21 protein-coding genes are annotated in these 22772 nt (G+C 63.6%); 12 read left to right on the plus strand and 9 right to left on the minus strand.

The window, feature by feature from the left end; genetic code table 11:
- Window positions 1-98 precede the first annotated feature (98 nt).
- Both glcE and glcF read left to right on the plus strand, forming a co-directional pair.
- On the plus strand, window positions 99-1304 hold the full coding sequence (glcE, locus tag FJ951_RS10920; RefSeq protein ID WP_140515034.1) for a glycolate oxidase subunit GlcE: 1206 nt from the start codon (window positions 99-101) through the stop codon (window positions 1302-1304).
- Window positions 1305-1314: 10 nt separating this feature from the next.
- Complete coding sequence (gene glcF, locus FJ951_RS10925) at window positions 1315-2640, plus strand: glycolate oxidase subunit GlcF (protein WP_140515036.1); 1326 nt, start codon at window positions 1315-1317, stop codon at window positions 2638-2640.
- A 14-nt stretch (window positions 2641-2654) separates the two neighbouring features.
- Here the strand turns inward: glcF and FJ951_RS10930 are convergent, their stop codons facing one another.
- Together FJ951_RS10930 and FJ951_RS10935 are read right to left on the minus strand one after the other, a co-directional pair.
- On the minus strand, window positions 2655-3575 hold the full coding sequence (locus tag FJ951_RS10930) for a bifunctional 5,10-methylenetetrahydrofolate dehydrogenase/5,10-methenyltetrahydrofolate cyclohydrolase (RefSeq protein WP_140498366.1): 921 nt from the start codon (window positions 3573-3575) through the stop codon (window positions 2655-2657).
- A 249-nt stretch (window positions 3576-3824) separates the two neighbouring features.
- Window positions 3825-4559 carry a L,D-transpeptidase gene (locus tag FJ951_RS10935; protein WP_140515038.1) on the minus strand — a complete coding sequence of 245 codons (735 nt, stop codon included), beginning with the start codon at window positions 4557-4559 and terminating at the stop codon, window positions 3825-3827.
- A 214-nt stretch (window positions 4560-4773) separates the two neighbouring features.
- Between FJ951_RS10935 and FJ951_RS10940 the strand changes: the two genes are divergently transcribed.
- Window positions 4774-5412: a DNA-3-methyladenine glycosylase I gene (locus FJ951_RS10940; RefSeq protein WP_140515039.1), complete on the plus strand. Its 639-nt coding sequence runs from the start codon at window positions 4774-4776 to the stop codon at window positions 5410-5412.
- Between the two features lie 2 nt (window positions 5413-5414).
- Here FJ951_RS10940 and FJ951_RS10945 read toward each other — a convergent pair whose 3' ends face one another.
- Window positions 5415-5666 carry a hypothetical protein gene (locus FJ951_RS10945; RefSeq protein ID WP_140515041.1) on the minus strand — a complete coding sequence of 84 codons (252 nt, stop codon included), beginning with the start codon at window positions 5664-5666 and terminating at the stop codon, window positions 5415-5417.
- Between the two features lie 249 nt (window positions 5667-5915).
- Here FJ951_RS10945 and hisS point away from each other — a divergent pair, with 249 nt between their 5' ends.
- From hisS to FJ951_RS10980, 7 genes are all read left to right on the plus strand, one after another.
- Window positions 5916-7421 carry a histidine--tRNA ligase gene (gene hisS, locus FJ951_RS10950; RefSeq protein WP_140515042.1) on the plus strand — a complete coding sequence of 502 codons (1506 nt, stop codon included), beginning with the start codon at window positions 5916-5918 and terminating at the stop codon, window positions 7419-7421.
- A gap of 178 nt (window positions 7422-7599) precedes the next feature.
- A complete protein-coding gene (locus FJ951_RS10955; RefSeq protein ID WP_140515251.1) occupies window positions 7600-8721 on the plus strand; it encodes an ATP phosphoribosyltransferase regulatory subunit in 1122 nt (373 codons plus the stop codon).
- A complete protein-coding gene (gene hisG, locus FJ951_RS10960) occupies window positions 8718-9416 on the plus strand; it encodes an ATP phosphoribosyltransferase (protein WP_140498360.1) in 699 nt (232 codons plus the stop codon). The genes FJ951_RS10955 and hisG overlap by 4 nt, the downstream gene beginning before the upstream one ends.
- A 246-nt stretch (window positions 9417-9662) precedes the next feature.
- The gene (locus tag FJ951_RS10965; protein ID WP_140515044.1) at window positions 9663-11435 is read left to right on the plus strand and encodes an AMP-binding protein; all 1773 of its coding nucleotides are present in this window, start codon (window positions 9663-9665) and stop codon (window positions 11433-11435) included.
- Between the two features lie 432 nt (window positions 11436-11867).
- Window positions 11868-12683: a DUF427 domain-containing protein gene (locus FJ951_RS10970; protein WP_246671707.1), complete on the plus strand. Its 816-nt coding sequence runs from the start codon at window positions 11868-11870 to the stop codon at window positions 12681-12683.
- A 29-nt stretch (window positions 12684-12712) separates the two neighbouring features.
- The gene (locus FJ951_RS10975) at window positions 12713-14476 is read left to right on the plus strand and encodes an MOSC and FAD-binding oxidoreductase domain-containing protein (protein ID WP_140498357.1); all 1764 of its coding nucleotides are present in this window, start codon (window positions 12713-12715) and stop codon (window positions 14474-14476) included.
- Window positions 14477-14497: 21 nt separating this feature from the next.
- A complete protein-coding gene (locus FJ951_RS10980; RefSeq protein ID WP_140515048.1) occupies window positions 14498-14953 on the plus strand; it encodes a VOC family protein in 456 nt (151 codons plus the stop codon).
- A 341-nt stretch (window positions 14954-15294) separates the two neighbouring features.
- Here the strand turns inward: FJ951_RS10980 and FJ951_RS28730 are convergent, their stop codons facing one another.
- The 3 genes from FJ951_RS28730 to FJ951_RS10995 all read right to left on the minus strand — a co-directional run bounded on the left by FJ951_RS28730 (window position 15295) and on the right by FJ951_RS10995 (window position 17468).
- Window positions 15295-15564: a TMEM175 family protein gene (locus FJ951_RS28730; RefSeq protein WP_246670999.1), complete on the minus strand. Its 270-nt coding sequence runs from the start codon at window positions 15562-15564 to the stop codon at window positions 15295-15297.
- A 563-nt stretch (window positions 15565-16127) separates the two neighbouring features.
- Window positions 16128-17000: an NmrA family NAD(P)-binding protein gene (locus FJ951_RS10990; protein WP_140515049.1), complete on the minus strand. Its 873-nt coding sequence runs from the start codon at window positions 16998-17000 to the stop codon at window positions 16128-16130.
- A 45-nt stretch (window positions 17001-17045) separates the two neighbouring features.
- A complete protein-coding gene (locus tag FJ951_RS10995) occupies window positions 17046-17468 on the minus strand; it encodes a DoxX family protein (RefSeq protein WP_140515051.1) in 423 nt (140 codons plus the stop codon).
- Between the two features lie 117 nt (window positions 17469-17585).
- On the opposite strand from FJ951_RS10995, the gene FJ951_RS11000 reads away from it, so the two are divergent.
- Window positions 17586-18491 carry a LysR family transcriptional regulator gene (locus FJ951_RS11000; RefSeq protein ID WP_140498353.1) on the plus strand — a complete coding sequence of 302 codons (906 nt, stop codon included), beginning with the start codon at window positions 17586-17588 and terminating at the stop codon, window positions 18489-18491.
- Window positions 18492-18686: 195 nt separating this feature from the next.
- Here FJ951_RS11000 and FJ951_RS11005 read toward each other — a convergent pair whose 3' ends face one another.
- The 3 genes from FJ951_RS11005 to FJ951_RS11015 all read right to left on the minus strand — a co-directional run bounded on the left by FJ951_RS11005 (window position 18687) and on the right by FJ951_RS11015 (window position 21549).
- A complete protein-coding gene (locus tag FJ951_RS11005; RefSeq protein ID WP_140515053.1) occupies window positions 18687-19604 on the minus strand; it encodes an NADP-dependent oxidoreductase in 918 nt (305 codons plus the stop codon).
- A 156-nt stretch (window positions 19605-19760) separates the two neighbouring features.
- Window positions 19761-20462 carry a nitroreductase family protein gene (locus tag FJ951_RS11010; RefSeq protein WP_246671708.1) on the minus strand — a complete coding sequence of 234 codons (702 nt, stop codon included), beginning with the start codon at window positions 20460-20462 and terminating at the stop codon, window positions 19761-19763.
- Between the two features lie 130 nt (window positions 20463-20592).
- Complete coding sequence (locus FJ951_RS11015; RefSeq protein WP_140515054.1) at window positions 20593-21549, minus strand: AraC family transcriptional regulator; 957 nt, start codon at window positions 21547-21549, stop codon at window positions 20593-20595.
- 262 nt (window positions 21550-21811) lie between these two features.
- Between FJ951_RS11015 and FJ951_RS11020 the strand changes: the two genes are divergently transcribed.
- A complete protein-coding gene (locus FJ951_RS11020; protein ID WP_140515056.1) occupies window positions 21812-22765 on the plus strand; it encodes an EamA family transporter in 954 nt (317 codons plus the stop codon).
- Window positions 22766-22772: the final 7 nt, after the last annotated feature.

Consider the following 22772-nt stretch of genomic DNA (forward strand, 5'->3'; position numbering starts at 1 on the left):
GCGCGGCATCCAATCTCCACCCTTGAGGGGGAGATGTCCGGCAGGACAGAGGGGGGCGCGAAGGAACGCGGCATTCCCGCATATTGCGCATCGGCGCCATGACCACCTTCACTCCCATCACCCCTTCCGAAGTCCTCTCCACCGTCGCCTGGGCGGCGGCGGAAGGCTCGCCGCTCGAAATCCTCGGTCACGGCTCCAAGCGCGGCATCGGCCGTCCGCTGCAGACGGAGCACACGCTCGACCTGTCGAGGCTCGCCGGGGTCACGCTCTATGAACCAGCCGAACTGGTGCTGTCCGCAAAGGCCGGCACGCCGCTGGCCGAAATCGAGACGCTGCTGGCGCAAAACGGCCAGCAACTCGCTTTCGAGCCGATGGACTACGGCCCGCTGCTCGGCGGCGAGCCGGGCAAGGGCACGCTTGGTGGTGCGCTTGCAGCGAACCTCTCCGGCCCGCGCCGGCTGAAAGCGGGGGCGGCGCGCGATCACATCCTGGGCATCCATGTGGTTTCCGGGCGCGGCGAGGCCTTCAAATCCGGCGGCCGCGTGGTGAAGAACGTCACCGGTTATGACTTGTCCAAGCTGATGGCCAACAGTTGGGGCACGCTGGCCGTGTTCACCGACGTCACCTTCAAGGTGCTGCCGTCGGCCGAGACCGAGGTTACGCTCGCCATCCGCGGCCTGCTCGACGATGCGGCCGCCGCGGCCATGGCCCTGGCGCTCGGCTCCAGTGCTGAAGTATCGAGCGCCGCGCACCTTCCGGAGCGGATTGCCGCACGGGTTGCCGCAGGTGCGCTCGGCAATGATGCGGCCACGCTGCTTCGGGTGGAGGGTTTTGGCCCCTCCGTCGCCTATCGCATCGCCGCGCTGAAGGCGTTGCTCGGAAATGCCGGACCACTGGAGGAGATTTGCAGCGAAGCGTCAGCTGCCCTGTGGCGTGACGTGCGCGATTGCAGGCCTTTCGCGGACAACAACGACAAACCGCTCTGGCGCGTATCGATGGCGCCTGCCCAGGCGCACAAGATGGTTTTGACGCTGCGCATGCAGGCCGCCGTCAGCGCCTTCTATGACTGGCAGGGCGGACTGGTGTGGCTGCGCATGGAGGAGGGTGACCCGGAAGCGACGCTGCTGCGCGGACTTCTGAGAAAACATGGCGGCGGCCATGCGACATTGGTGCGCGCGGCTCCTTCGCATCGCGCCGCTCTGCCGGTGTTCGAGCCGCAGGCTCCGGCGCTGACTGCGCTCAGCCAGCGGCTGAAGCAGGAATTCGACCCCAAGAACATCCTCAATCCCGGCCGCATGGCCTAGGACATCAGAGATGCAGACCAATTTTTCGCTTGCCCAGCTTGCCGACCCGCATGTCGCCGAGTCGGAAAAAATCCTGCGTAAATGCGTGCATTGCGGCTTCTGCACCGCCACCTGCCCGACCTATGTGACGCTGGGCAACGAACTCGATTCACCGCGCGGGCGCATCTACCTGATCAAGGACATGCTGGAAAACGGTCGCCCCGCCGACAAGGAGATCGTCACCCATATCGATCGCTGCCTTTCCTGCCTCGCCTGCATGACCACCTGCCCGTCTGGCGTCAACTACATGCATCTGGTCGACCATGCCCGCGCCCATATCCAGCAGACCTATAGGCGGCCGCTGCTCGATCGCCTGACCCGCGCCATGCTGGCCTTCGTCCTGCCCTATCCCCGGCGTTTTCGCGCCGCGCTCAAATTGGCGAAACTGGGCAAGCCGTTCATTGGCCTGTTCGAGAAGATCCCGGCATTGAAGCCGCTTGGCGCAATGCTCAAGCTCGCCCCGGAATCGATCCCGGGAGCATCGCCGATGGCTTCGCCGGGCACCCATACCGGGCAGGGGGCGAAGAGGGGCCGCGTCGCCATCCTCACCGGTTGCGCGCAATCGGTGCTCGATCCCGCCATCAACGACACGACCATTTCACTGCTGACGCGGCTTGGGGTCGAGGTCGTGGTGCCGCCGGGCGAGGGCTGTTGCGGCGCGCTCGTCCATCACATGGGCCGCGAGCAAGCCGCCCTTGCTTCTGCAAGGCAAAATGTCGATGCCTGGACCCGCGCGATTGAACAAGGCGGGATCGATGCCATCATCATCACCGCGTCGGGCTGCGGCACGACCATCAAGGACTACGGTTTCATGCTGCGGCTTGATCCGGCCTACGCCGAGAAGGCTGCACGTGTCTCCGCGCTGGCCAAGGACATTACCGAATACCTGACCGCCATCGACCTGCCCGAACCGGTGCGCAAGCCGGGCACGGTCGTCGCCTATCATTCGGCCTGCTCGATGCAGCACGGCCAGAAGATCACCCGCCAGCCTAGGGAATTGCTGGCCAAAGCCGGTTTCATCGTGCGCGAGCCGCGCGAAGGGCATTTGTGCTGCGGTTCGGCCGGCACCTACAACATCTTGCAGCCGGATATTTCGGCCGGGCTGCGCGACCGCAAGGTGAAAAACATCGAGGCTACCGGCGCTTCGGTCGTCGCCACCGGCAATATCGGCTGCATAACGCAGATCGCGTCTGCCGCGAAGCTGCCGGTGGTGCATACGATCAAGCTGCTCGACTGGGCCTATGGCGGGCCGGGGCCGGAAGGTGTCGCGGAACCCGGCCTGATCGCCGCTGAGTAGGGGCCGCCCCGGCGTTATTCGGCCGCCAGCCTGTCGATCGTGCCGTAGGTCGCCTCGTAGAGCGCGCGCTGGCGGCTGAGCGCCACCATCGTGTTGCGCAGCAGGATCGCAACGGTGATCGGACCGACGCCGCCCGGCACCGGAGTGATCCAGGAGGCCACGTCCTTCACGCTGTCGGTGTCGACGTCCCCGACGATACGGGTGGAACCGTCCGGCAGCGTCTCGGAATTGATGCCGATGTCGATGACGGCCGCACCCGGCTTTACCATGTCGGCCTTGATCAGGCGCGGCTTGCCGACGGCGACGAACAGCGCATCGGCGCGGCGCGCGTGTGCGGCGACCGAGCGCGTCATGTGGTGGCAGACCGTGACCGTCGCGCCTTCGCTCATCAAGAGGAAGGCGATCGGCTTGCCGACGATCTCGGAGTGGCCGACCATCACCACTTCCAGGCCCTTGAGGTCGAGGCCGGTTTCCTTGAGCAACTCGACCGAGGCGGCCGCCGTGCAGGGCGCCAGATCGAGCTGGTTATAGACGATGTTGCCGATCGAGGCCGGATGCATGCCTTCGACGTCCTTCAGCGGATGCACCGCCGCCTGCAACGTCCTGATCGGGATATGTGCCGGCACCGGCCGCTGGATGATGATGCCGGTAACGCGCGGATCGGCGTTCAGGCCGTGGATCGCCGCTTCCAGTTCGCCCGCGGTGATGGTGGCGGGAAAGCGCCGTTCGTCGAAATCGATGTCCGCCAGCTCTGCCTTGGCGCGCTGGTTTCGTACATAGACATCCACCGCCGCCGTATCGCCGACGGTGATCGACACCAGTTTGGGCGGGAAACCTTCGGCCCGTGCGATCGCCGCATCCTCGCGCACGGCGGCGATGATGCGCCGGGCAACCGGGCCGCCCTTGAGATAGCGGCTGTCGTCGGACAGTGACATGATCGGACTCTTCTGACCTGAGCGTTGCCTTGCCATAGCAAAAGAACAGCGGCAATGGCAGCACGAATGCGAACCGTCATGCCTTTTGCGCGACGTGCGGGCGCGGCAGCTTCGTCCGAAACGGAAAGGGCAGCACGGTTTCCCGTGCCGCCCTTTCTGACCGGCCGCATCCCCATACGGCCCGTCCCCCGTTATTTCTTCCGATCCGGGAAGCGCTGCGCTTCCGGAGCGGGTGATTCGCAGCAACTATTATATCACCTCGACAGTGGTTCCGACATCGACCCGTTCATAAAGGTCGACGACATCCTCGTTGCGCATGCGGATGCAGCCCGACGACACGGCGCCGCCGATGGTCCAGGGCTGGTTGGTGCCGTGGATGCGATATTCCGTACTACCGAGATAGAGCGCGCGCGCGCCGAGCGGGTTCTCCATGCCGCCGGCCAGGTAGGTTGGCAGGTAGCGCCCCTTGGCGGCCTCGCGCTTGATCATCGCGGCCGGCGGGCGCCAGTCCGGCCAGACCCGCTTGTTGGTGATCTTGTGCGTGCCCGACCATTCGAAGCCCGGCTTGCCGGTGCCGACGCCATAGCGCCGCGCCTTGCCGTCCTTCTCGACCAGATAGAGGAAGTTCTGGGTCGTATCGATGACGATGGTGCCCGGCTTCTGGGAGCCGTCATAGGCGACTTCCTGCGGCAGGTAGATCGGATTGATCTGCGGGCGCGCGACCATGCGCTTGGCCGGGGCCTGCACGGCCGCCGTTTGCACGCGGTCGGGCTGCGCATAACGCGGGCGCGGCTGCTGCGCGACCTGCCGGTTCTGCCGCACGATCCCCGGCGCTTGGCCAAGCTGCAGCACCCAGGGGGCGGAAAGGTCGGGGCTCACCATCACCGGCGGTCTGTCGGCATAGCGGTCTCCGGCCGTGGAAGGTGTGACGCCTGCGGCAAACGCAGCCACGGCGCCGAGCACGGAAAACAAAACTCTCTTCATCGGGAAAGCACCTTGATCGTCTGACAAACCGGGTGGAAACGACCTCCCGGTTCAGCGATCATTGGCGCGGGAACAGCAACCGAAACATGAATCGGAATGTGTAAAATGCGGAACTGTCGGTAAACCTTTTGGTGTGGTTACCGCCGCGTTCAGGAATCTGGTAAAGCCAAGGTAAAGCAGCGCAACCAGCGCGTTAACGAATGGAATTCTCGCCATGGACAAGGAACAAACCGGCCTTCTCGCCGGACCCGACGGTGTCGCGCGCTGCTTCTGGCATGGCAATCTGCCCGACTACCTGCATTACCATGACCATGAATGGGGCCGCCCGGTGGCGGACGACCGCCGGCTGTTCGAGAAGATCTGTCTCGAAGGTTTCCAGTCGGGCCTGTCCTGGCTGACCATCCTGCGCAAGCGGGAGAATTTTCGCGCCGCTTTCGCCGGCTTCGATTTCGACAAGGTCGCCGCCTTCACCGACAAGGACGTCGAGCGCCTGCTCGGCGATGCCGGCATCATCCGCCATCGCGGCAAGATCGTCTCAACCATCAACAACGCCAGGCGTGCCCGCGAGATGGCCGATGAATTCGGCTCGCTCGCTGCCTGGTTCTGGAAATTCGAACCCGGCAAGGAGGAACGGCCGCAGGTCGTCGACCTCGGCCATCTGCGCGCCAATCCCACCACGGCGGTCTCGATCCGCATTTCCAAGGACCTGAAGAAGCGCGGCTGGACCTTCGTCGGCCCGACCACGGTCTACGCCTTCATGCAGGCGATGGGTCTGGTCAACGATCATCTCGAGGGGTGTGTGTGCCGCAAGGAGGTCGAGAAGGAGCGGAAGGCTTTCAAACGGCCGAAATAGCCTCAGGCGCCGTTGGCACTTCCCAGGAACAGGCCGGCGACGATCGCGACCACGGTGGCGACGGTTGGATAGATCACCAGCAGGCCGGTCACCAATGCGTCGCGCAGGGAAGGTCCCTTGCCGGTATCGGCGTGTACCTCGAACGGTCCGGCCGGCTGGCCGATCATCCTGGGAGCATGGACATCTGCGGCGCGCAGGCGTGCCGGCATGTCGCCCGCATCCCTGTTGTCGTGAAACTCCACCGCGCTCATCATGTCCCGAACCCCTTCATTGCGGTGTGCTGTATCGGCCTCGATTATGTCGGCACGATGCCGCGCCGATGGCGGGATTGTTTCATTTTCGGTGCGTTTTTGTTTCGGCGAACGCCCGCGTGCCTTCTCGCATGCATGGAGACAGCGCCTGCCGCCGGCCTTGCCCGGTAGGACCTGTTCGGTTAGGACACGCCCGTTGCGAAAATCGCAACGCTGTTGAGTTTTCAGCAACACGAAACACCGGGCGAATCCATGGCCGACAAATCGGAAAAGACGAAAGCGCGGCTGCCGCGCGGTTTTGCCGACCGCAGCGCCGAAGATATCCGCGCCGTCGAGAAGATGATGGCGACGATCCGCTCGGTCTACGAACTCTACGGTTTCGAGCCCGCCGACCAGCCGCTGATCGAATACACCGATGCGCTCGGAAAATTCCTGCCCGACCAGGACCGGCCGAACGAAGGCGTGTTCTCCTTCCAGGACGATGACGACCAGTGGCTGTCGCTGCGCTACGACCTGACCGCGCCGACGGCGCGTTTCGTCGCCGAGAATTTCGAGCGCTTGCCGAAGCCTTATCGCAGCTACCGTTCCGGCTGGGTTTTCCGCAACGAGAAGCCCGGTCCCGGCCGCTTCCGCCAGTTCATGCAGTTCGACGCCGACACGATCGGCACGCCGGGCGTCGCGGCCGACGCCGAAATGACGATGATGATGGCCGATGTGATGGAAGCGCTCGGCATCAAGCGCGGCGACTACGTCATCCGCGTCAACAACCGCAAGGTGCTGGACGGCGTGCTCGAGGCGATCGGCCTCGGCGGTGACGAGAATATGGGCCGTCGGCTGACCGTGCTGCGGGCGATCGACAAGCTGGACAAGCTCGGGCCGGAAGGCGTGCGGCTTCTCTTGGGACCGGGGCGCTGGGACGGCGGCAAGGAAGGCGAGGGCGACTTCGCCAAGGGCGCCGGACTGAACGATGCGCAAGCCGAAGCGGTTCTTCTGGCGACCGCGCCCAATGCGCAGGCCGGCCAGGATGCCAGCGTCAGTGCGAACGCCGTTTATCAGCAGGGCGTTGGCGAGCTCGCGACCATCGAGGCCCTGGTCAGGGCGGCGGGATACGGCGAAGACCGCGTCGCCATGGACCGCTCCGTGGTGCGCGGCCTAGAATACTACACCGGCCCGGTCTTCGAAGCCGAGCTCCTGGCCGAGATCCCCAACGAGGATGGTCAGATCGTGCGCTTCGGTTCGGTCGGAGGCGGCGGGCGCTATGACGGGCTGGTGTCGCGCTTCCGCGGCGAGCCGGTGCCGGCGACCGGTTTCTCCATCGGCGTTTCCCGGCTGATGACGGCGCTGAAGAACCTCGGCAAGCTCGACAGCCCCGATGTGATCGCGCCGGTCGTCGTGCTGGTCATGGACAGGGACACCGAAAGCCTCGGCCGCTACCAGAAGATGGTGGGCGAGCTGCGTGCCGCCGGCATCCGTTCCGAAATGTATCTCGGCGGCGCCGGCATGAAGGCGCAGCTCAAATATGCCGACCGTCGCGGCTGCCCGGTCGCGATCATCCAGGGCGGCGACGAGCGCGCCAAGGGCGAATTGCAGATCAAGGACCTGATCGAAGGCGCGCGCCTGTCGGCCGAGATCACCGATAACGCCGAATGGCGTGCCGCCCGCCCGGCGCAGGTCACGGTGGCGGAAAGCGAGCTGGTGGCAGAGGTGAGGAAGATCCTGGCGGCGCAGGCAGCCGACCGCGCGAAGGGTGGCGCTTGAGCACCCCCCTCTGGCCTGCCGGCCATCTCCCCCGCAAGGGGGGAGATTGGATGTCGCGTATGCTTTCGCCAATCTCCGTCGTGGCAGAAAAGGCGCTGCGCTCGAAGCTGCCGATCTCCCCCCTTGCGGGGGAGATGTCCGGCAGGACAGAGGGGGGTGCCTCGCGCCCATGGGCTCTATGACCTCCCGCTATCCCGCCATCGCGGCCGACATCGCCGGCCTCTTCGCGACCCGCGACACGCATGCGGTGGAGGTCGCCGTGCTCCAGCCGGCCGATCCGTTCCTCGACATGGCCGGCGAGGATTTGCGCCGCCGCATTTTCCTGACCGAAAGCGAGACCGGGCAGACGCTCTGCCTGCGGCCGGAATTCACCATTCCCGTCTGCCTCGATCATATCGCCAGCCAGGCCGGTACGCCGCGTCGCTACTCCTATCTGGGCGAAGTGTTCCGCCAGCGCCGCGAAGGCGGCAACGAGTTCTTCCAGGCCGGCATCGAGGATCTCGGCGACCGCGACACGGCCGCGGCCGATGCCCGCTCGGTGGCCGACGCGCATGCGCTGCTGTCGCTGGCGCTGCCGGGCCAGACGCTCTCGATCACACTCGGCGACCAGGCCATCTTCGAGGCGGTGCTGGCGGCTCTCGGCCTGCCGCGCGGCTGGCGCATGCGGCTCGCCCGCGCCTTCGGCTCGGCGCCGATGCTGGAGGCATCCCTTGCCGATCTCGCCAACCCGCCGCGCAACAGCCAGCTCTCCGGCCCGGTCGCGGCACTTGTGCTCGACGGTGACCTGGACGGTCTCTCCGCGCATATAGCCGGCGGCATGGAACAGGCCGGCCTGTCGGCTTCGGCCGGACGCGCGCCGGCCGATATCGCGCGGCGGCTGATCGAAAAGGCCGAGCTGCGCAGCGTGCGGCTGTCCAACGAAGCCTTCGCGGCGCTGAAGACCTTTCTGGCGATCGACGTGCCGCTCGACGGCGCGGCCCAGGCGCTCGAGAGTTTTGCCGGTGCCGCCGGGCTTTCGCTGGGAGCCGCGCTGGAAAAATTCGCGGCGCGCGCCAAGGCCGTCGAGGCGAACGGCCTGCCGGCGCAAAAGATCCGCTATGACGCCGCCTTCGGCCGCCCGCTCGATTATTACACCGGCCTCGTCTTCGAGATCGCGGCGCAAGATGGTGAAAGGCCGCTGGCCGGCGGCGGCCGCTACGACCGGCTGCTGACGCTGCTCGGCGCCAAGACGCCGATCCCCGGCGTCGGCTTCTCGGTCTGGCTCGACCGCATCGAGGCATTGCGGGAGCACGCGCCATGATCACGCTGGCGATCCCGTCCAAGGGCCGGTTGAAGGAGCAGGCGCTGGAGGTGCTGGCGAAAGCCGGCCTCGCCATCAGCCTGCCCGGTGACGAGCGCAAATATCACGCCCGCGTCGAAGGCATGGACAATGTCGAGGTCGTTTTCCTGTCCGCCTCCGAAATATCGGGCGAGATCGGGCAAGGTGCCGTCGATCTCGGCATCACCGGCGAGGACCTCGTGCGCGAGAACCTCGCCGACTGGGAGGCGCGCGCCGAAATCGTCGCCCGTCTCGGCTTCGGCCATGCCGATGTCGTGGTGGCCGTGCCCGACATCTGGCTCGACGTCGAGACCATGGCCGACCTCGATGATGTCGCCGCCGATTTCCGCCAGCGTCACGGAAGGCGGCTCAGGATCGCCACCAAATACTGGCGGCTGACCCAGCAATTCTTCTCGCAGAAGCACGGTATCCAGGTCTATCGCATCGTCGAGAGCCTGGGCGCCACCGAGGGCGCGCCGGCGGCCGGCCTTGCCGATGTCATCGTCGACATCACCACCACCGGCTCGACGCTGCGCGCCAACCATCTCAAGGTGCTGGTCGACGGCGTCGTGCTGCGGTCGCAGGCGTGTCTTGTCGCATCGCGAAAGACGCGTTCCACGGCCGACGAGACGATGCTGCGCGACATAGCGGCCAGCATGGCCTCGGTGAAGGGATAGCTGGCGGCGGACAAATTTTGTTCTTGCTTTGTGCCGGCCACTATGCTACAAATACCGCTATGGTGATGATTTGCGCCCCCCGCCCTTCGAGGCGGGGTTTTTCGTTCTGCGCCATTCTCACGACCCTGCCATTCTTATGACCGTGGAAGGCGGCGCGGTCCGCCTTCGAAGCTTGGCCCTACCTTCGGCGGGATTTCCACCGTCCCGGCAGGCTGATAGGTTCGGATGTTCTGGGAGGAGAGAGCGATGCCGGTCAATCTCGACGAGCTGAAGAACGCCACCAGTTTGCGCGGACGCGGGGCGCGCGCCGGCAGCGTCTTTGTCGCGCCCGTCGACGGCAAGGCGCACGTCTCGGGCGAGCGTGGCGTGCCGCTGCTCAACAAGACCATTCCCGCACTGTTCTCCGACACGGCCGGCAAATACGGCACGCTCGATGCCGCCGTCTTCGTCGGCCAGGACAAGCGCTTCACCTGGAGCGAGCTGTCCGACACGGTGGATGCGCTGGCCGCCGGTTTCCTGGCGCTGGGCCTCGAAAAGGGAGATCGCGTCGGCATCTGGTCGCCCAACCGCTGGGAATGGCTGGTGACGCAATTCGCCACCGCCCGCATCGGCCTGATCCTGGTCAACATCAACCCGGCCTACCGGCTCACCGAGCTGGACTATGCGCTGAACAAGGTCGGCTGCAAGGCTCTGGTCACCGCGGCCAGCTTCAAGACCTCGGATTATCTCGGCATGATCGAGACGCTGGCGCCGGAGATCGCGACGGCCACGCCCGGCAAGCTCAGGGCACAGAAACTGCCGGCGCTCCGGATCGTCATCCGCATGGGCGAGGAGAACTCGCCCGGCATGTTCAATTTCGCCGATGTGCTGGCGATGGCGGGGCGCGACGAGCATGACAGCCTCGACCGCATCTCCGAAGGGCTGAAGCCGGAGGACGCCATCAACATCCAGTTCACCAGCGGAACCACGGGCGCGCCCAAGGGCGCGACGCTGACCCACAACAACATCCTCAACAACGGCAATTTCGTCACCTCGGCCATCAGGTTGACGGTCGACGACCGGCTTTGCATTCCCGTGCCGCTCTACCATTGTTTCGGCATGTCGATGGGTACGATGGGCTGTGTCACCAAGGGCTCGACCATGGTGTTCCCTGGCGAGGGCTTCGATGCCGGCGCGACACTGAACGCGGTGGCGCAGGAACGCTGCACCGGCCTCTACGGCGTGCCGACCATGTTCGTCGGCCTGCTCGACCATCCCGATTTCGCCGCCTTCGACCTGTCCAGCCTGCGCACCGGCATCATGGCCGGCTCGCCATGCCCGATCGAGGTGATGAAGAAGGTGGTGTCGCTGATGCATATGTCCGAAGTGACCATCGCCTACGGCATGACCGAGACCAGCCCGGTCTCCTTCCAGAGCAGCGTCGACGACCCCTTGGAAAAACGCGTCTCGACTGTCGGGCGCGTTCATCCCCATGTCGAGGTCAAGGCCGTCGATGCCGATGGCGCAACCGTTGCCGTCGGTGCGCCGGGCGAACTCTGCACACGCGGCTATTCCGTGATGAAGGGCTATTGGGACGACGAGGACAAGACCCGCGAGGCGATCGATGCCGACGGCTGGATGCATACGGGCGACCTCGCCACGATCGATGCCGAGGGCTATTGCAACATCGTCGGCCGGGTCAAGGACATGGTCATCCGCGGCGGCGAGAACGTCTATCCGCGCGAGGTCGAGGAGTTCCTCTACCGGCACCCCAAGGTCAGGGAGGTGCAGGTGTTCGGTATTCCCGACGCCAAATACGGCGAGGAGCTCTGCGCCTGGATTGTGCTCAAGCCCGGCCAGATCGCCACCGAGCAGGAGATTAAGGCCTTCTGCGCCGGCCAGATCGCGCATTACAAGATCCCGCGTCACATCCGCTTTCGCGCCGAATTGCCGATGACGGTGACCGGCAAGCCGCAGAAATTCCTGATGCGCCAGGCCATGGTGGAGGAGCTGGGGTTGGTGGCGCAGAAGACCGCGTGAGGGGAGCGCGGGGCGGGAAGGTGCGGTTGCCGAGACGAGTGTGAATGTCGCATTTCGGGGCCGAAAGCGGACTGGCAGGTTATAGGCAATGCGCCTGCCAAAGTGGACAATCGCTGGGGTGGTTGAATGGCCGATTGCTGCTGCGCCGCGCCGATTTGATCGACCCATATAGCGTGCGAACGGCCGTCCCTCAGCCGGCTTGCAGTCGCCTAGCCGTCTTCCGCGAAGTGGGTGCGAATTTCCGAGCGCGCGAGCCGCTCTGGAAGTTTGCGATCGGTGGTGGAACCAATTTCTCGGACTTACGTTGCAAATAGCTATTTGCGGCTCTGCCGCGATATCGGGAACTGAGCAGTGGGACTGTCTTGGCAACAAGGTCCTCTCTCGACGGGAGCCATCGGTCGGTTTCTCGTCCCCGGAGCGTTGCCCAAGAGAATGTTATATGTGGAACGGCTGCGCCGGCGCATGCGCGTATTGTTTGGCGGGGTTTGGGTTGCCGAAAGCGACGACGTTCTCCTACTGTTTGAACCCGCCCGCTACCCGGTAGCTTATTTTCCGGAGTCCGACATTTCAGCACATGTGTTGGAGCGGACAGAGCAGATCACCCAACATCCTGATCTTGGGTCTACTTCATGGTACACTGTCCGGGTAGGCGAGCAACACGTGGCCGCCAGAGGAGCGTGGCAACACACGAACCTCCCTGCCCATGCAACAGAACTCCAGGGACGATTGGCGTTCGCATGGCGCGCCATGGATGCCTTCTATGAAGAAGACGAACGAATCCTGGGTCATGCTGCCGACCCATACCATCGCGTAGATATTCGACAGAGTTCTCGTCACCTCGTGGTCCGCTACAACGACCGCGTCGTTGCGGATACCAGGCATCCATTGGGCCTTTACGAATCCGGGTTCGCTCCACGCTGGTATGTCCCTCGTGATGACATCCACGAGTCCTCCCTCACAGCGGTAAAGCTTCAGACGTTCTGTCCCTACAAAGGGCTCTGCAGCTATTATTCTATTGGCGACGCTCGTCAGGCGGCATGGTCCTACACCGACGCCTATCCCGAAGTCCGCCGCATTGCCAACCTTGTGTCGTTTGAGCCGGACATAGTTCCGGTCTTCCTCGACGACGTTCAGCTTCATCTCGAGCCTGGCCAGACGGTCGTCCCTCACGGTCCTGATCGAAATCTCGATGTGGCCGAGTTGGAGCGGGCACCTGGTGGAGGCCCCGAAATGATTGCCGGCGGCTAGCTACCGGTCGCGATTAAACGGAGCGGAGCATGGCGCGACTATTGTCCGTGAACGTGGGGCTTCCGCGCAACATCTCTTGGAATGACCGCACCGTATACACCGGCATTTTCAAAAACCCGGTAGCCGGACGTTGTCGCGTTGGCCGATTGAATTTGGACGGTGACGGTCAGGGCGACCTCGCCGGGCACGGGGGCGAGCAGCGGGCCGTCTTCGTCTATCAAATCGCATCATATCGCTACTGGCAGAAGCACCTGAACAGGACCGACTTCGTCTATGGTCAGTTCGGCGAAAACTTCACGGTCGAGGGCTTGCCAGACGATGCAGTTTGCATCGGAGATCGATTTCGTATTGGAGGCGCGCTTTTCGAGGTCACTCAACCTCGCGTCACATGCTACCGGGTTGGCATCCGCATGGACGAGCCCCGAATGCCGGCATTGCTGACTTCCAGCGGCCGGCCAGGATTCTACTTCCGAGTTCTGCAAGAAGGCGAGGTAGGAGCGGGCGACGAAATCCTCAAGGTGGGCGAAGCGAATGAACGGGTAACCGTCGCTGAGCTGAATGCACTGCTTTATTCACCGGAACATCCCCGCGTCGAATTGGAGCGCGCGGCGCGGATCAAAGCGCTTTCGCCAGGATGGCGGGGTTCTTTTGAGGCTTTGCTGCGCAGCCAATCGACCGGCGTAGAGAGCGGCAATGCCGGGCTCGCTCCGCCAGCCGCGTTACACCCTGCTGCTCCCGGATTTCAGCCGCTCGCGGTGGCTGATCTAGAGCAGGAGTCCGTGGACGTCGTCTCTCTGTCGATGCGGCATCCCGATGGAAAGCCGCTCCCGCCCGCTCTACCTGGTCAATATATCGTGCTGCGCCTTCGCCCGACCCGTTCCAGTGCTGCGCTATTTCGCAGCTACTCGCTCTCGGGCCCACTCTCGGAAGAGCGCTACAGAATCAGCGTCAAGATCGAACCGCACGGGACGGCCGGCCTTTTTCTGCGGGATCATGTGCGGATAGGCGATCTTGTCGACGTAAGCTCGCCGCGCGGAAGCTTTACATTGCAGCCTGGGCAGAGCCCCGTGGTTCTGCTCAGCGCAGGCATCGGCGCGACACCTCTTCTGGCAATACTATACGCGCTGGCGGCAGCCCGGGACACGCGGCAGGTCCTCTGGCTATACGCGGCTCGCGACAGACGGCACCATCCTTTTGCAGCCGAAGTCCGCCGTCTGATGGCCAGTCTCCCCCATGGTCGCAGTTATGTCTGCTATAGCAGGCCAGACCCGGTCGACAGACTCGGCGTCGATTTTGATGCAACCGGCCACCTATCATCATTGGTCTTCAATAGTGTCAGTATCCCGCAGGACGCGGACGTCTATCTCTGCGGACCTGTCGACTTCATGGCAGACATGAAAGAGGCGCTAGCCGCATCGGGCGTCGCCCCGGATCGCGTTCGTATCGAGATCTTCAACGGGAGCGAGCCGCTGAACCCCGGTGTTGTTGCCAGCGAGCGGCGCGCGCCACATCTGCCGGAAGGCGACACCGATGCCGGTCCGCTGGTCTCCTTCGCTCGAAGTGGTGTAGCCGCCCATTGGAACCCTTCAGTGTACCGGAGCATTCTGGAGCTGGCAGAGGCCTGTGACGTTCCCTCCCGGTGGTCATGCCGAACCGGTGTTTGTCACAACTGCGAAAGTGGGTTGATATCAGGCGCGATCGCCTATGAGCCTGAACCGCTTGAAAGGCCGGCCGACGGCAACCTTCTCATTTGCTGCTCGCAACCGACCCGTGATCTAGTCATCGATTTGTAAGCTAATCGAAGGGGACGGACTATGAAGTCTGGCACAGCCGCGTTCGGAATATTATCGCTTGAGGTTGTCACACTGCCGATAAGCGATATCGATCGTGCGCTCCGGTTTTATGTGGACCGGGTCGGCTTTGCGCTCGATGTCGACTATGCGCCGAACACCACCTTCCGTGTGGTCCAGCTCACGCCGCCTGGCTCCCACTGCTCAATACAATTCGGCAAAGGCGTTACGGACGCGCCCGCAGGGTCGCTTCGCAACATCTATCTTGTCGTTACGGATATTGAGACTGCGCGAAGCCGGTTGCTCGAACGCGGAGTGGAAGTCAGCGAACTCAAGCACAAGGCTCCGATCGACGGCTGGGGTGGAGCGTTCGCCCCAGGTTTCGACCCCAACCACCGAGACTATGCCAGCTTCGCGGGCTTCTCGGATCCAGATGGCAACACTTGGGTGCTGCAGGAACGGGGACACCCTGATGTGTGATGCGCGAGCAGCGCTGTGAAATCGCAAAAACGCTGCGGAGTTAGGCCTACTTTTGTCAGTTTCGCCGCGTTTCAGCCATTGGCGGTTCGGGATTCAAATAGCCGAGCAGACAGCAGATGCAGAGACCCAAGCCCGCAAGGGGGTACTTCAGCGCAATCATTGCAGCCACGCCGAAGAGGGCCAAGGTCGTAAGGATCGGACGCGCATGAGCCTGCGTACTTTGGGCGAAATCTTGACGCTGCTTCGCCGATCGAGCAGCTCCCAGATCAGCCCGATGTAGGTTGCATTCACCAGAGAGAAGGCGGCTGCGTAAAAGGCTACGGGCTGCGGCTCGAGTTCGCTCACCGCCATCCAAGCAGTGGATAGCGGAGCAGTGAGATCGAAAACAAATGCGCGAAATTGAACCACATGAGGTGCGGTGTCGTCTCGCGAGCGTAGCGCATGAGGTAGTGGTGATTGGCCCAGACGATGGCGATGAAGATGTAGCTCACGGCGTAACTCAGCCACGTCGGCCACAGGGATAGCAACGCAACGAAAGTCGGCTGACCGGGTGGTCTCAACTCCAGCACTAGCACGGTGATGAGAACGGCGAATACGCCATCAGAGAACATGCTCAGTCGTTTCTAGAGTCGCAGGGCAAGATATTTACGTCAATTGGCTGTCGACTTACCTATCTCGGCTCGGAGTTCCGGCATTCAGGGTCTTGCGAGATAGCGTCTTCCCGTGCCACTCAAACCAAGCGCCAATCGGGAAGGCAATGAAGATCGATGATCCGCTCGGATCCGGCTCACATCTCTGCCGCCATGAACGCAGACGAAAACGACCACTTTCGGGAACGTTTGAAGTTTGCTGAATGGCGGGAAAGAGGCGCATAGCAGCCGTCCAACAAACGCGCATTCGCCTTGCGCCGACCTCAAGCCTGGAGGGCACCGACCTCAGCCCTCACTCCTTCACCGCCCCCCCGTAGAGGGGGCTCGACGAAGAATGATAGAGCACCGGCAGCGGATCGATCAGCGCGCCTGCCATTCATAGACGTTCGGGCGCTCGGTAAGCGCGCCAACCGGCACGTCTTGTTTTCGCCTGCCACATCCGCTTCCGAGGCGCTCGCTCCGCGTGAACGGCTGAGCACTTCCCGCGCCGCGTCTAACGCGGGAAGTCTCCGTCTCTCCCGGACTTACGCCTTGGCGGCGTTCTGTGCAGCCTCGAACACATCGCGTGCGGACGTCGTACCGGCTACGTGCTCCGTACTCGCGACGCCGAGGTCCATCCATCCCGCGTTGACGGCCTCGAACATTTCTTGGGCAGGTCCGGAGTGGCCTTTCGGGATGCCGAATTGCTCGAAGGCTTCCGCCCACCCTGCACGCGGGATTGCAAAGGCTTTCACGTCGCGATTGAGGACCTCACCCAGCTGCCCCGCGACGTCATCGGCGGTGACCATCGAACCAACCTCGATGACGCGCTGGCCCGACCACGCCGGCCCGGTCAAAAGGGTTGCGACCTCCGCGCCTATGTCGTTTGTCGCGACCATGGTCGATTTCCGGTTTGTCGGATTGTAGTAGACCGGTAGCGTTCCGCCTTCGGCGACCTGCAAGCCGTAGAGGAAGTTTTCGAAGAACCCGCCGGCGCGCACAAATGCGATTGGCGATTTCAGGTCGCGAAGACCTTGCTCCAGAAGCGACAGGGCCGTGATCACCCCGTGCCCGCTGGTTCGGTTCGCGCCCATCGACGAAAGCGCAACCACTCGCGGCGGCGCTGCCTTGGTGAGCGCCTCGACATAGTTTGCAATCACGCCCTTTGCTTCTTTGTAATCGGGCGAGGGCGCCCAGACAGGGGGCAACATGACGAACGCGCCTTCGACGCCTCCGAGCGCTTGCTCGATGGCTGCCGGATCATTCCAATCGCCCTCCACCAGCTCCACGCCCTTGTTCGCCCAGTTGGCAGCCTTCTCGCGATTGCGGACGAGCGCGCGTACATCCTTGCGGTGCGCCAACAGATGTTCTGCCGTTGCGCCGCCAACTTTTCCCGTGATTCCCATGACTAGAAACATGTGTTTTCTCCTGATGTCGGGGGACAGGGTACTGCCCCGGTTGGTTCAATGGATGAGTGGTAGAATGGCCCGGACTCGGGGATCGCGCAGATAGAGGCCGCCCCACGCCAGCGCGCCCAGAAGCAGGGAAATGATCTCCGGCGGCGATCCCAACTCACCAATGCGGACGTGGGCGCAGATGGCACCGCCCAGAAAGCCCGTCACCAGGATCGCGCCTAGGACGGCGGTGGCCGGAATGGCGTAGAGGATGGCGCAGGCGAGTATGATCGGCCCCACGACACGGGTCAGGTCCATCGCGAACCCGGTTTCCTGCAACATGCCCGCGATCTGTGCCGGCGCGAAAAGCTGAATGGTGCCGTCTGCCACCAGAGCGATAACGACAAGCGCGCTCATGATCCGGCCGGCCCACAGGGCGCGATGCAAGGTCACGGTTTCGGCTGCCTGACGCGGGTTCATGGTTTCGGACACTTGTCGTTCTCCGATGGGGAGATCCCATATCCGAAACTTACTGTGCCTCCTGAGTGTGATAAACATCGAGAAAATGAACCAACTGTTCTCTTCTTGGAAAACAATACGAGGCACGAAATGCAGAATCTCGAGCACGTCCTCATTTTCATAACGGTAGCGGAAATGGGCAGCTTCACCCGCGCGGCCGATAGCCTGGGCATCCAGAAGGGGAGGGCCTCGACGGCGGTCCGGAAGCTGGAAGAAGACGTCGGTGCCAGGCTCCTGCACCGCACGACGCGCAGCGTGCGCCTGACGGAGGACGGGCGCGCGTTTCATGCCCGTGCCCGCGATCTGCTGGCTGAAGTCGATGATCTGCACTCGATGTTCGCCGGCGATCGCGTGGCGCTTCGCGGGCGCTTACGGGTCGATCTTCCGACCGAAGTGGCGCGCACGACGATCGTGCCGGCCTTGCCGGAGTTCATGGCGGCTCACCCCGAGTTGGAGCTGGAGGTGTCGAGTACCGACCGGCAAGTCGATCTGGTTCAAGAGGGGTTTGACTGCGTCTTGCGACTTGGTCCCATCGGAGACGAGACGCTGATTGCCCGCCCGCTGGGCCTGTTGCGCATGGTCAACGCCGCCAGTCCCGCTTATCTGGCGCGCTATGGCGTCCCTCGGTCGCTGGACGACCTCCAGCGCCAGGAACATCGGACAATTCATTTTTCGACGATGCTGGGCGCGAGACCGCATGGATGGGAATATCCGGACGGCGACGGCTACTCGACGCGTCAGTTGCCAGGCGCGCTACACGTCAACAGCGCGCAGACCTACGACGCTGCCGCCGTCGCCGGCCTTGGCCTGATTCAAGCGCCGCTTCTGGGGATTGGCCAATACTTGAAGAGTGGAGCGCTGGTGGAGATCATGCCCGATTTGCGTCGCCGGGCGATCCCCGTGTCCTTCGTCGTAGCACATCGCAGCAATCTGTCGCGCCGCGTCCGCGCATTCATGAAATGGATCGAAGATGTACTGGCGCCGTATCTCGAATAGCGGGACGAACATTTTCGTCCCGCCTCGAAATCAACATTCTGGGTATGTCTGCCGGTCGGCGGCCCGGCGGGCCAACAGAATGCGACACCGAAACCGGCGGGGCCGACATGAGATATCGCTGCTCGCAACCTATCCGGGGCCGCCCGTCTGGACGAAATCGGGGAGAGAGGAACCGTCCCTCTCTCCCCCAAGACCTCACGGGCGAACGCGGATGACCGTTTTCCCCGCGCGTCGCTCGGTCGAGTTGAAGGCGGCGATCGCCTCGTCGAGAGGAGCGACTTTGCCGATGTTCGTCCGCAGCCGTCCGTTCCGCACCCGCTGGACGATCTCGCTCAGCTGGGCACGATCGGCTTCGACGACGAAGTCGACCGCCAGGCCATCCACGGGCCTCGCCTCGGCCGGGCCGACGACAGTCACCATCGTGCCTCCGGCTCGGATCAGCGCCGCGGACCGCTTCTGGATGTCGCCGCCGATGACATCGAACACCAGATCGACGCCGCGCACGTCTTCGAGGGCGTCGTTCTCGAGGTCGACGAATTCATTTGCGCCGAAGTCGAGCGCCTTCTGGCGGTCGGCAGGGCGGCCCGTGCCAATGACGTGGGCGCCGGCCTCTCGTGCGAGCTGCGTCACCATCGACCCGACGGCGCCGGCCGCACCATGCGCAAGGACGCTCTGCCCCGCCTGAAGACGGCCGTGCTGAAACAGTCCCTGCCACGCGGTCAGGCCCGAGATCGGCAGGCTAGCGCCCACCGTGAAGTCGAGATCGCCCGGCAATGGCGCGAGGTTGCGGGCCTCGATGGCGATATACTCCGCCAGGGTGCCGTCGCGATACCAATCGGCGAGGCCGAACACCCGCTGGCCTACCGACAGTCCCGTCGTACCGTAGCCCAGGGCGGTGACCACCCCGGCCAGCTCGTGCCCGGGGATCGATGGCGTCCGGTCGCGATCGACGCGATCGGTCCAGGTCGAGGGCCACGTCAGCTCGGTCGGGACGAACCCCGACGCATGAATCTCGACGACGACATCGTTTATCGCCGCCTGCGGCTCGGGCCGCTGCACCAATTTCATCCCGGCCGTTCCTGCAGCCTGGTCCGTCACTACGATCGCTTTCATGGGAATTGTCTCCTCAGACATTTGTTGGTTCGGGGTAATTTACGGGCGTGGAAGGACTTTTCGATCTCTCATGCAATCAGCCATTGGCGCGGCGCCTTCCACGAGAGCGGCAGTTCTTGCCATCCTCGTCTCCGTAAGATCTGGAGTTGCCGGGGATTATGCAAAGTCCAGGACATCGGCCACCGGCATGCGCGGCTTCTGCGGCCAGTTGCCGGCTCGCTCCGGCCCGACGGTCAGCAGCATGACCGGCACTTCGTCTTCGGCCAGGCCGAACTCGCGGTGCACCGCCTCGGCGTCGAAACCGATCATCGGCGTCGAACCCATGCCCAGCGACCGGGCCGTGTAGATGATCGCCGCGGTGCCAAAGGTCGCGGAGCGTACCGCCTCGTCGCGCTGGCGCCGCGGCTGATCGTCATACAAACCGCGAGCGGGGATCTCCCATTCCGGCACCAGGTGCGCCGGCATGATGCCGGCCTCCACCACGGGCGCCAGGCGGGCTGGGACGGTGCTGGCATCGGCCAGCCTGCCGATGATGATGAAGGTCACGGCCGCATCGGTGATCGCCGGCTGATTCCAGGCGATCGGGCGCAGCCGTGCCTTGGCTTCCGGCGAGCGTACGGCGATGAAGCGCCAGTTCTGCAGGTGGAAGGAGGTTGGCGCGGACGTGCCGATACGCACCAGGTCGCGGATTTGGTCGTCGCTCAGGGTGGCAGCGGGATCGTAGTACTTGGCGGCGCTGCGGCTTAGGATCGTTTCGATGACGGCATTCGTCGCGAAAGCGTTTTCGCTCTTCCCGGTTTGCGCGAAGATCTGGGCGGCTACGCGGGTTGCGGGTCCGGTGGTGGCGAGGCAGTTCATTGGATGGCTCCCTTATCAAGTGATTGCGGAGCCTAATCTACGGGGAAGAGTGATTATTTCGAGGCTGAATTAGCTCAATATGATGCGCGAAAGGATCAAATTGCGCTTTCTCGATTCCGGACCGCGCGTCTTACTCGCCCTTGTGCGCCAGTCGCCGCCACTCCCCCGGCGTCATCCCCGTCCTTTCGGCGAAAACACGCCGGAACGCCGAAACGGATTGATACCCGACGGTCTCGGCCACGGCCTCGGTGCTGATCGCCGGCTTCTTCAACTCGTTGGCGGCCAGGCTCATGCGGAGATCGGTCAACAAATCGAGCGCGGAGCGACCCAGCTTGTCCTGGAACTGGCGCATGAACGTAGCGCGCGACATCCCGCACAATTCGGCCAGATCGGGCAGTTTCCAAGGCCGTGCCGCATCGGCGAACATCGCGGAAATGGCTGGAGCAAGCCGGGGATTGCCGGCCAGGGCCAACAAGCCTTCGGGGGCTTTCCCGGATTGGCTCGCCGCGCGCAGTACCAGTGTGAACAGGGCCGAAGAAAGCGCGTTGAGAATGGCGCGTCCTCCGGCTCTGTCTCCGGCGGACTCCATTCGCATCAGCGTCACCAGACCGGCCAGTTGGCTGGAGGCGGAGCCGATGCCGTTTTCTTCATCGCCGTCCATGGACCGCGCCACCAGATCCGCAGGCAGGTAGTTGCGGACCAGCCGATCATGGGGCGGTGCGATAAAAAATCGCCCACACAGCAGATCCAGCTGCTCGCCCCGGCCATCATTCTCGCTCAGCATCCATCCGGCAGCCCCCCGGCGTTGCTGAGTAGGGATTGGTATTTGCCCGCTGCCGTCGTGCAGCACATGCGCCGCGCCGTGAGGCAGCAGCACAATATCCCCGCTCACCAGCTCCCTTGCTGCTCTCGTGTCCGGGTCCTCCAAAATGGCCCGGCCCCTGACGATGACGTGGTAGGGAATTTCGTTGGCGGCAGCCTTGCTCCAGGCAATGCGCCACGGCGCACCGTAGGCGCAGCGGACCTCGAGCTGGCCGGTAACGGTGATGATTTGCAAGAGATGGCTGAGCCAGTCCACTTCAGACATTGGACCTCGAAAACCGGAAATGGTGAAACATCTTATCGCAATTGTGCACTGGTTCTATCTGTCGCTCACATTTCCAAACCCGGCTACGCTTGCGCCTGGATCGCGAGCGAGCCACCGGAGCGCCCCACGATCGGAACAGGGGCCTGTATCAGGCGCCGCGGCCGAGTGCAGGTTCCTTTCGCCTTTCAAAACGGATGCACGACCCAACCGCGCAGGCTATATTGTCCCATCGGGCCGACGTCATCGAAGGGGAGGGCATGACATGCAGGCAATGCCGATAGCGCATCACGCCGCGCAACCCGAGGTCGGGCCCTCCTTGACCGGCTATCCGGCCGCCGTCCTGTGCTGGCTGCTTTCGGCTGGCGTCTATATCGCGGCCAAATGGGTGGCGCCTGAAATGCCACCCTGGGGCCTCTGCTTCTGGCGGCTGACGCTTGCCTGCGCCATCCTGCTGCCGATCGTGCATCGTCATCACGAGGCGATGATCGGACTGTTGCGAACGCGCGTCGTGGAGGTCGTCGCGGTGGGGGCGATCGGCCTCACCCTGTGCCAAGGTATGATCTACCATGGCCTCAACGACACCGACGCCACCACTGCCGGCATCATCATGGCGCTGTCGCCTGTCATGACGATGGTGCTCGCCCGTTTCGTGCTTGGCGAGCCGCTCGGGCTGTGGAAGTCGCTAGGCGCGCTGGTTGCGCTCGCCGGGATGATTTTCATCGTTGCCCACGGCAACCTGACGGCGCTGCTGCAACTCAAGTTCAACGCCGGCGAGCTGTGGATCGTCGGCAGCGCGTTCTGCTGGGGCCTGTACACCGTGCTTTTGCGCCGTGCCAAATTCGGCATCGAACTCCTGCCGATGGTCGTGCTGCTGCTCGGCGCTGGTGCGCTGGTCGCCTTGCCGTTCCATGTGTGGGAATTGTTCAACGACGAACGCTCCGCCATGGACGTCCACAGCATTCTCGCGCTCGCCTATCTGGCAGGTCCGGGCGGCGCCTTGATGTACTATCTCTACAACAAAAGCGTGGAAACGCTCGGCGCGAGCCGAGCGAGCATGCTGCTCTACCTGCAGACGGTGTTCGTCGCTGTGTTAGCCTATCTGCTGCTCGGCGAGGGCTTGCACGATTACGATCTGGTCGGCGCGGCCTTCATCGTCACCGGCATCGTACTCGCCACCGTGGTCAAACCCAGGCCAGCTCAACCACGCGTGGCGTAGATAAATC

The organism is Mesorhizobium sp. B2-2-3 (assembly GCF_006442405.1).
Taxonomy (GTDB): domain Bacteria; phylum Pseudomonadota; class Alphaproteobacteria; order Rhizobiales; family Rhizobiaceae; genus Mesorhizobium.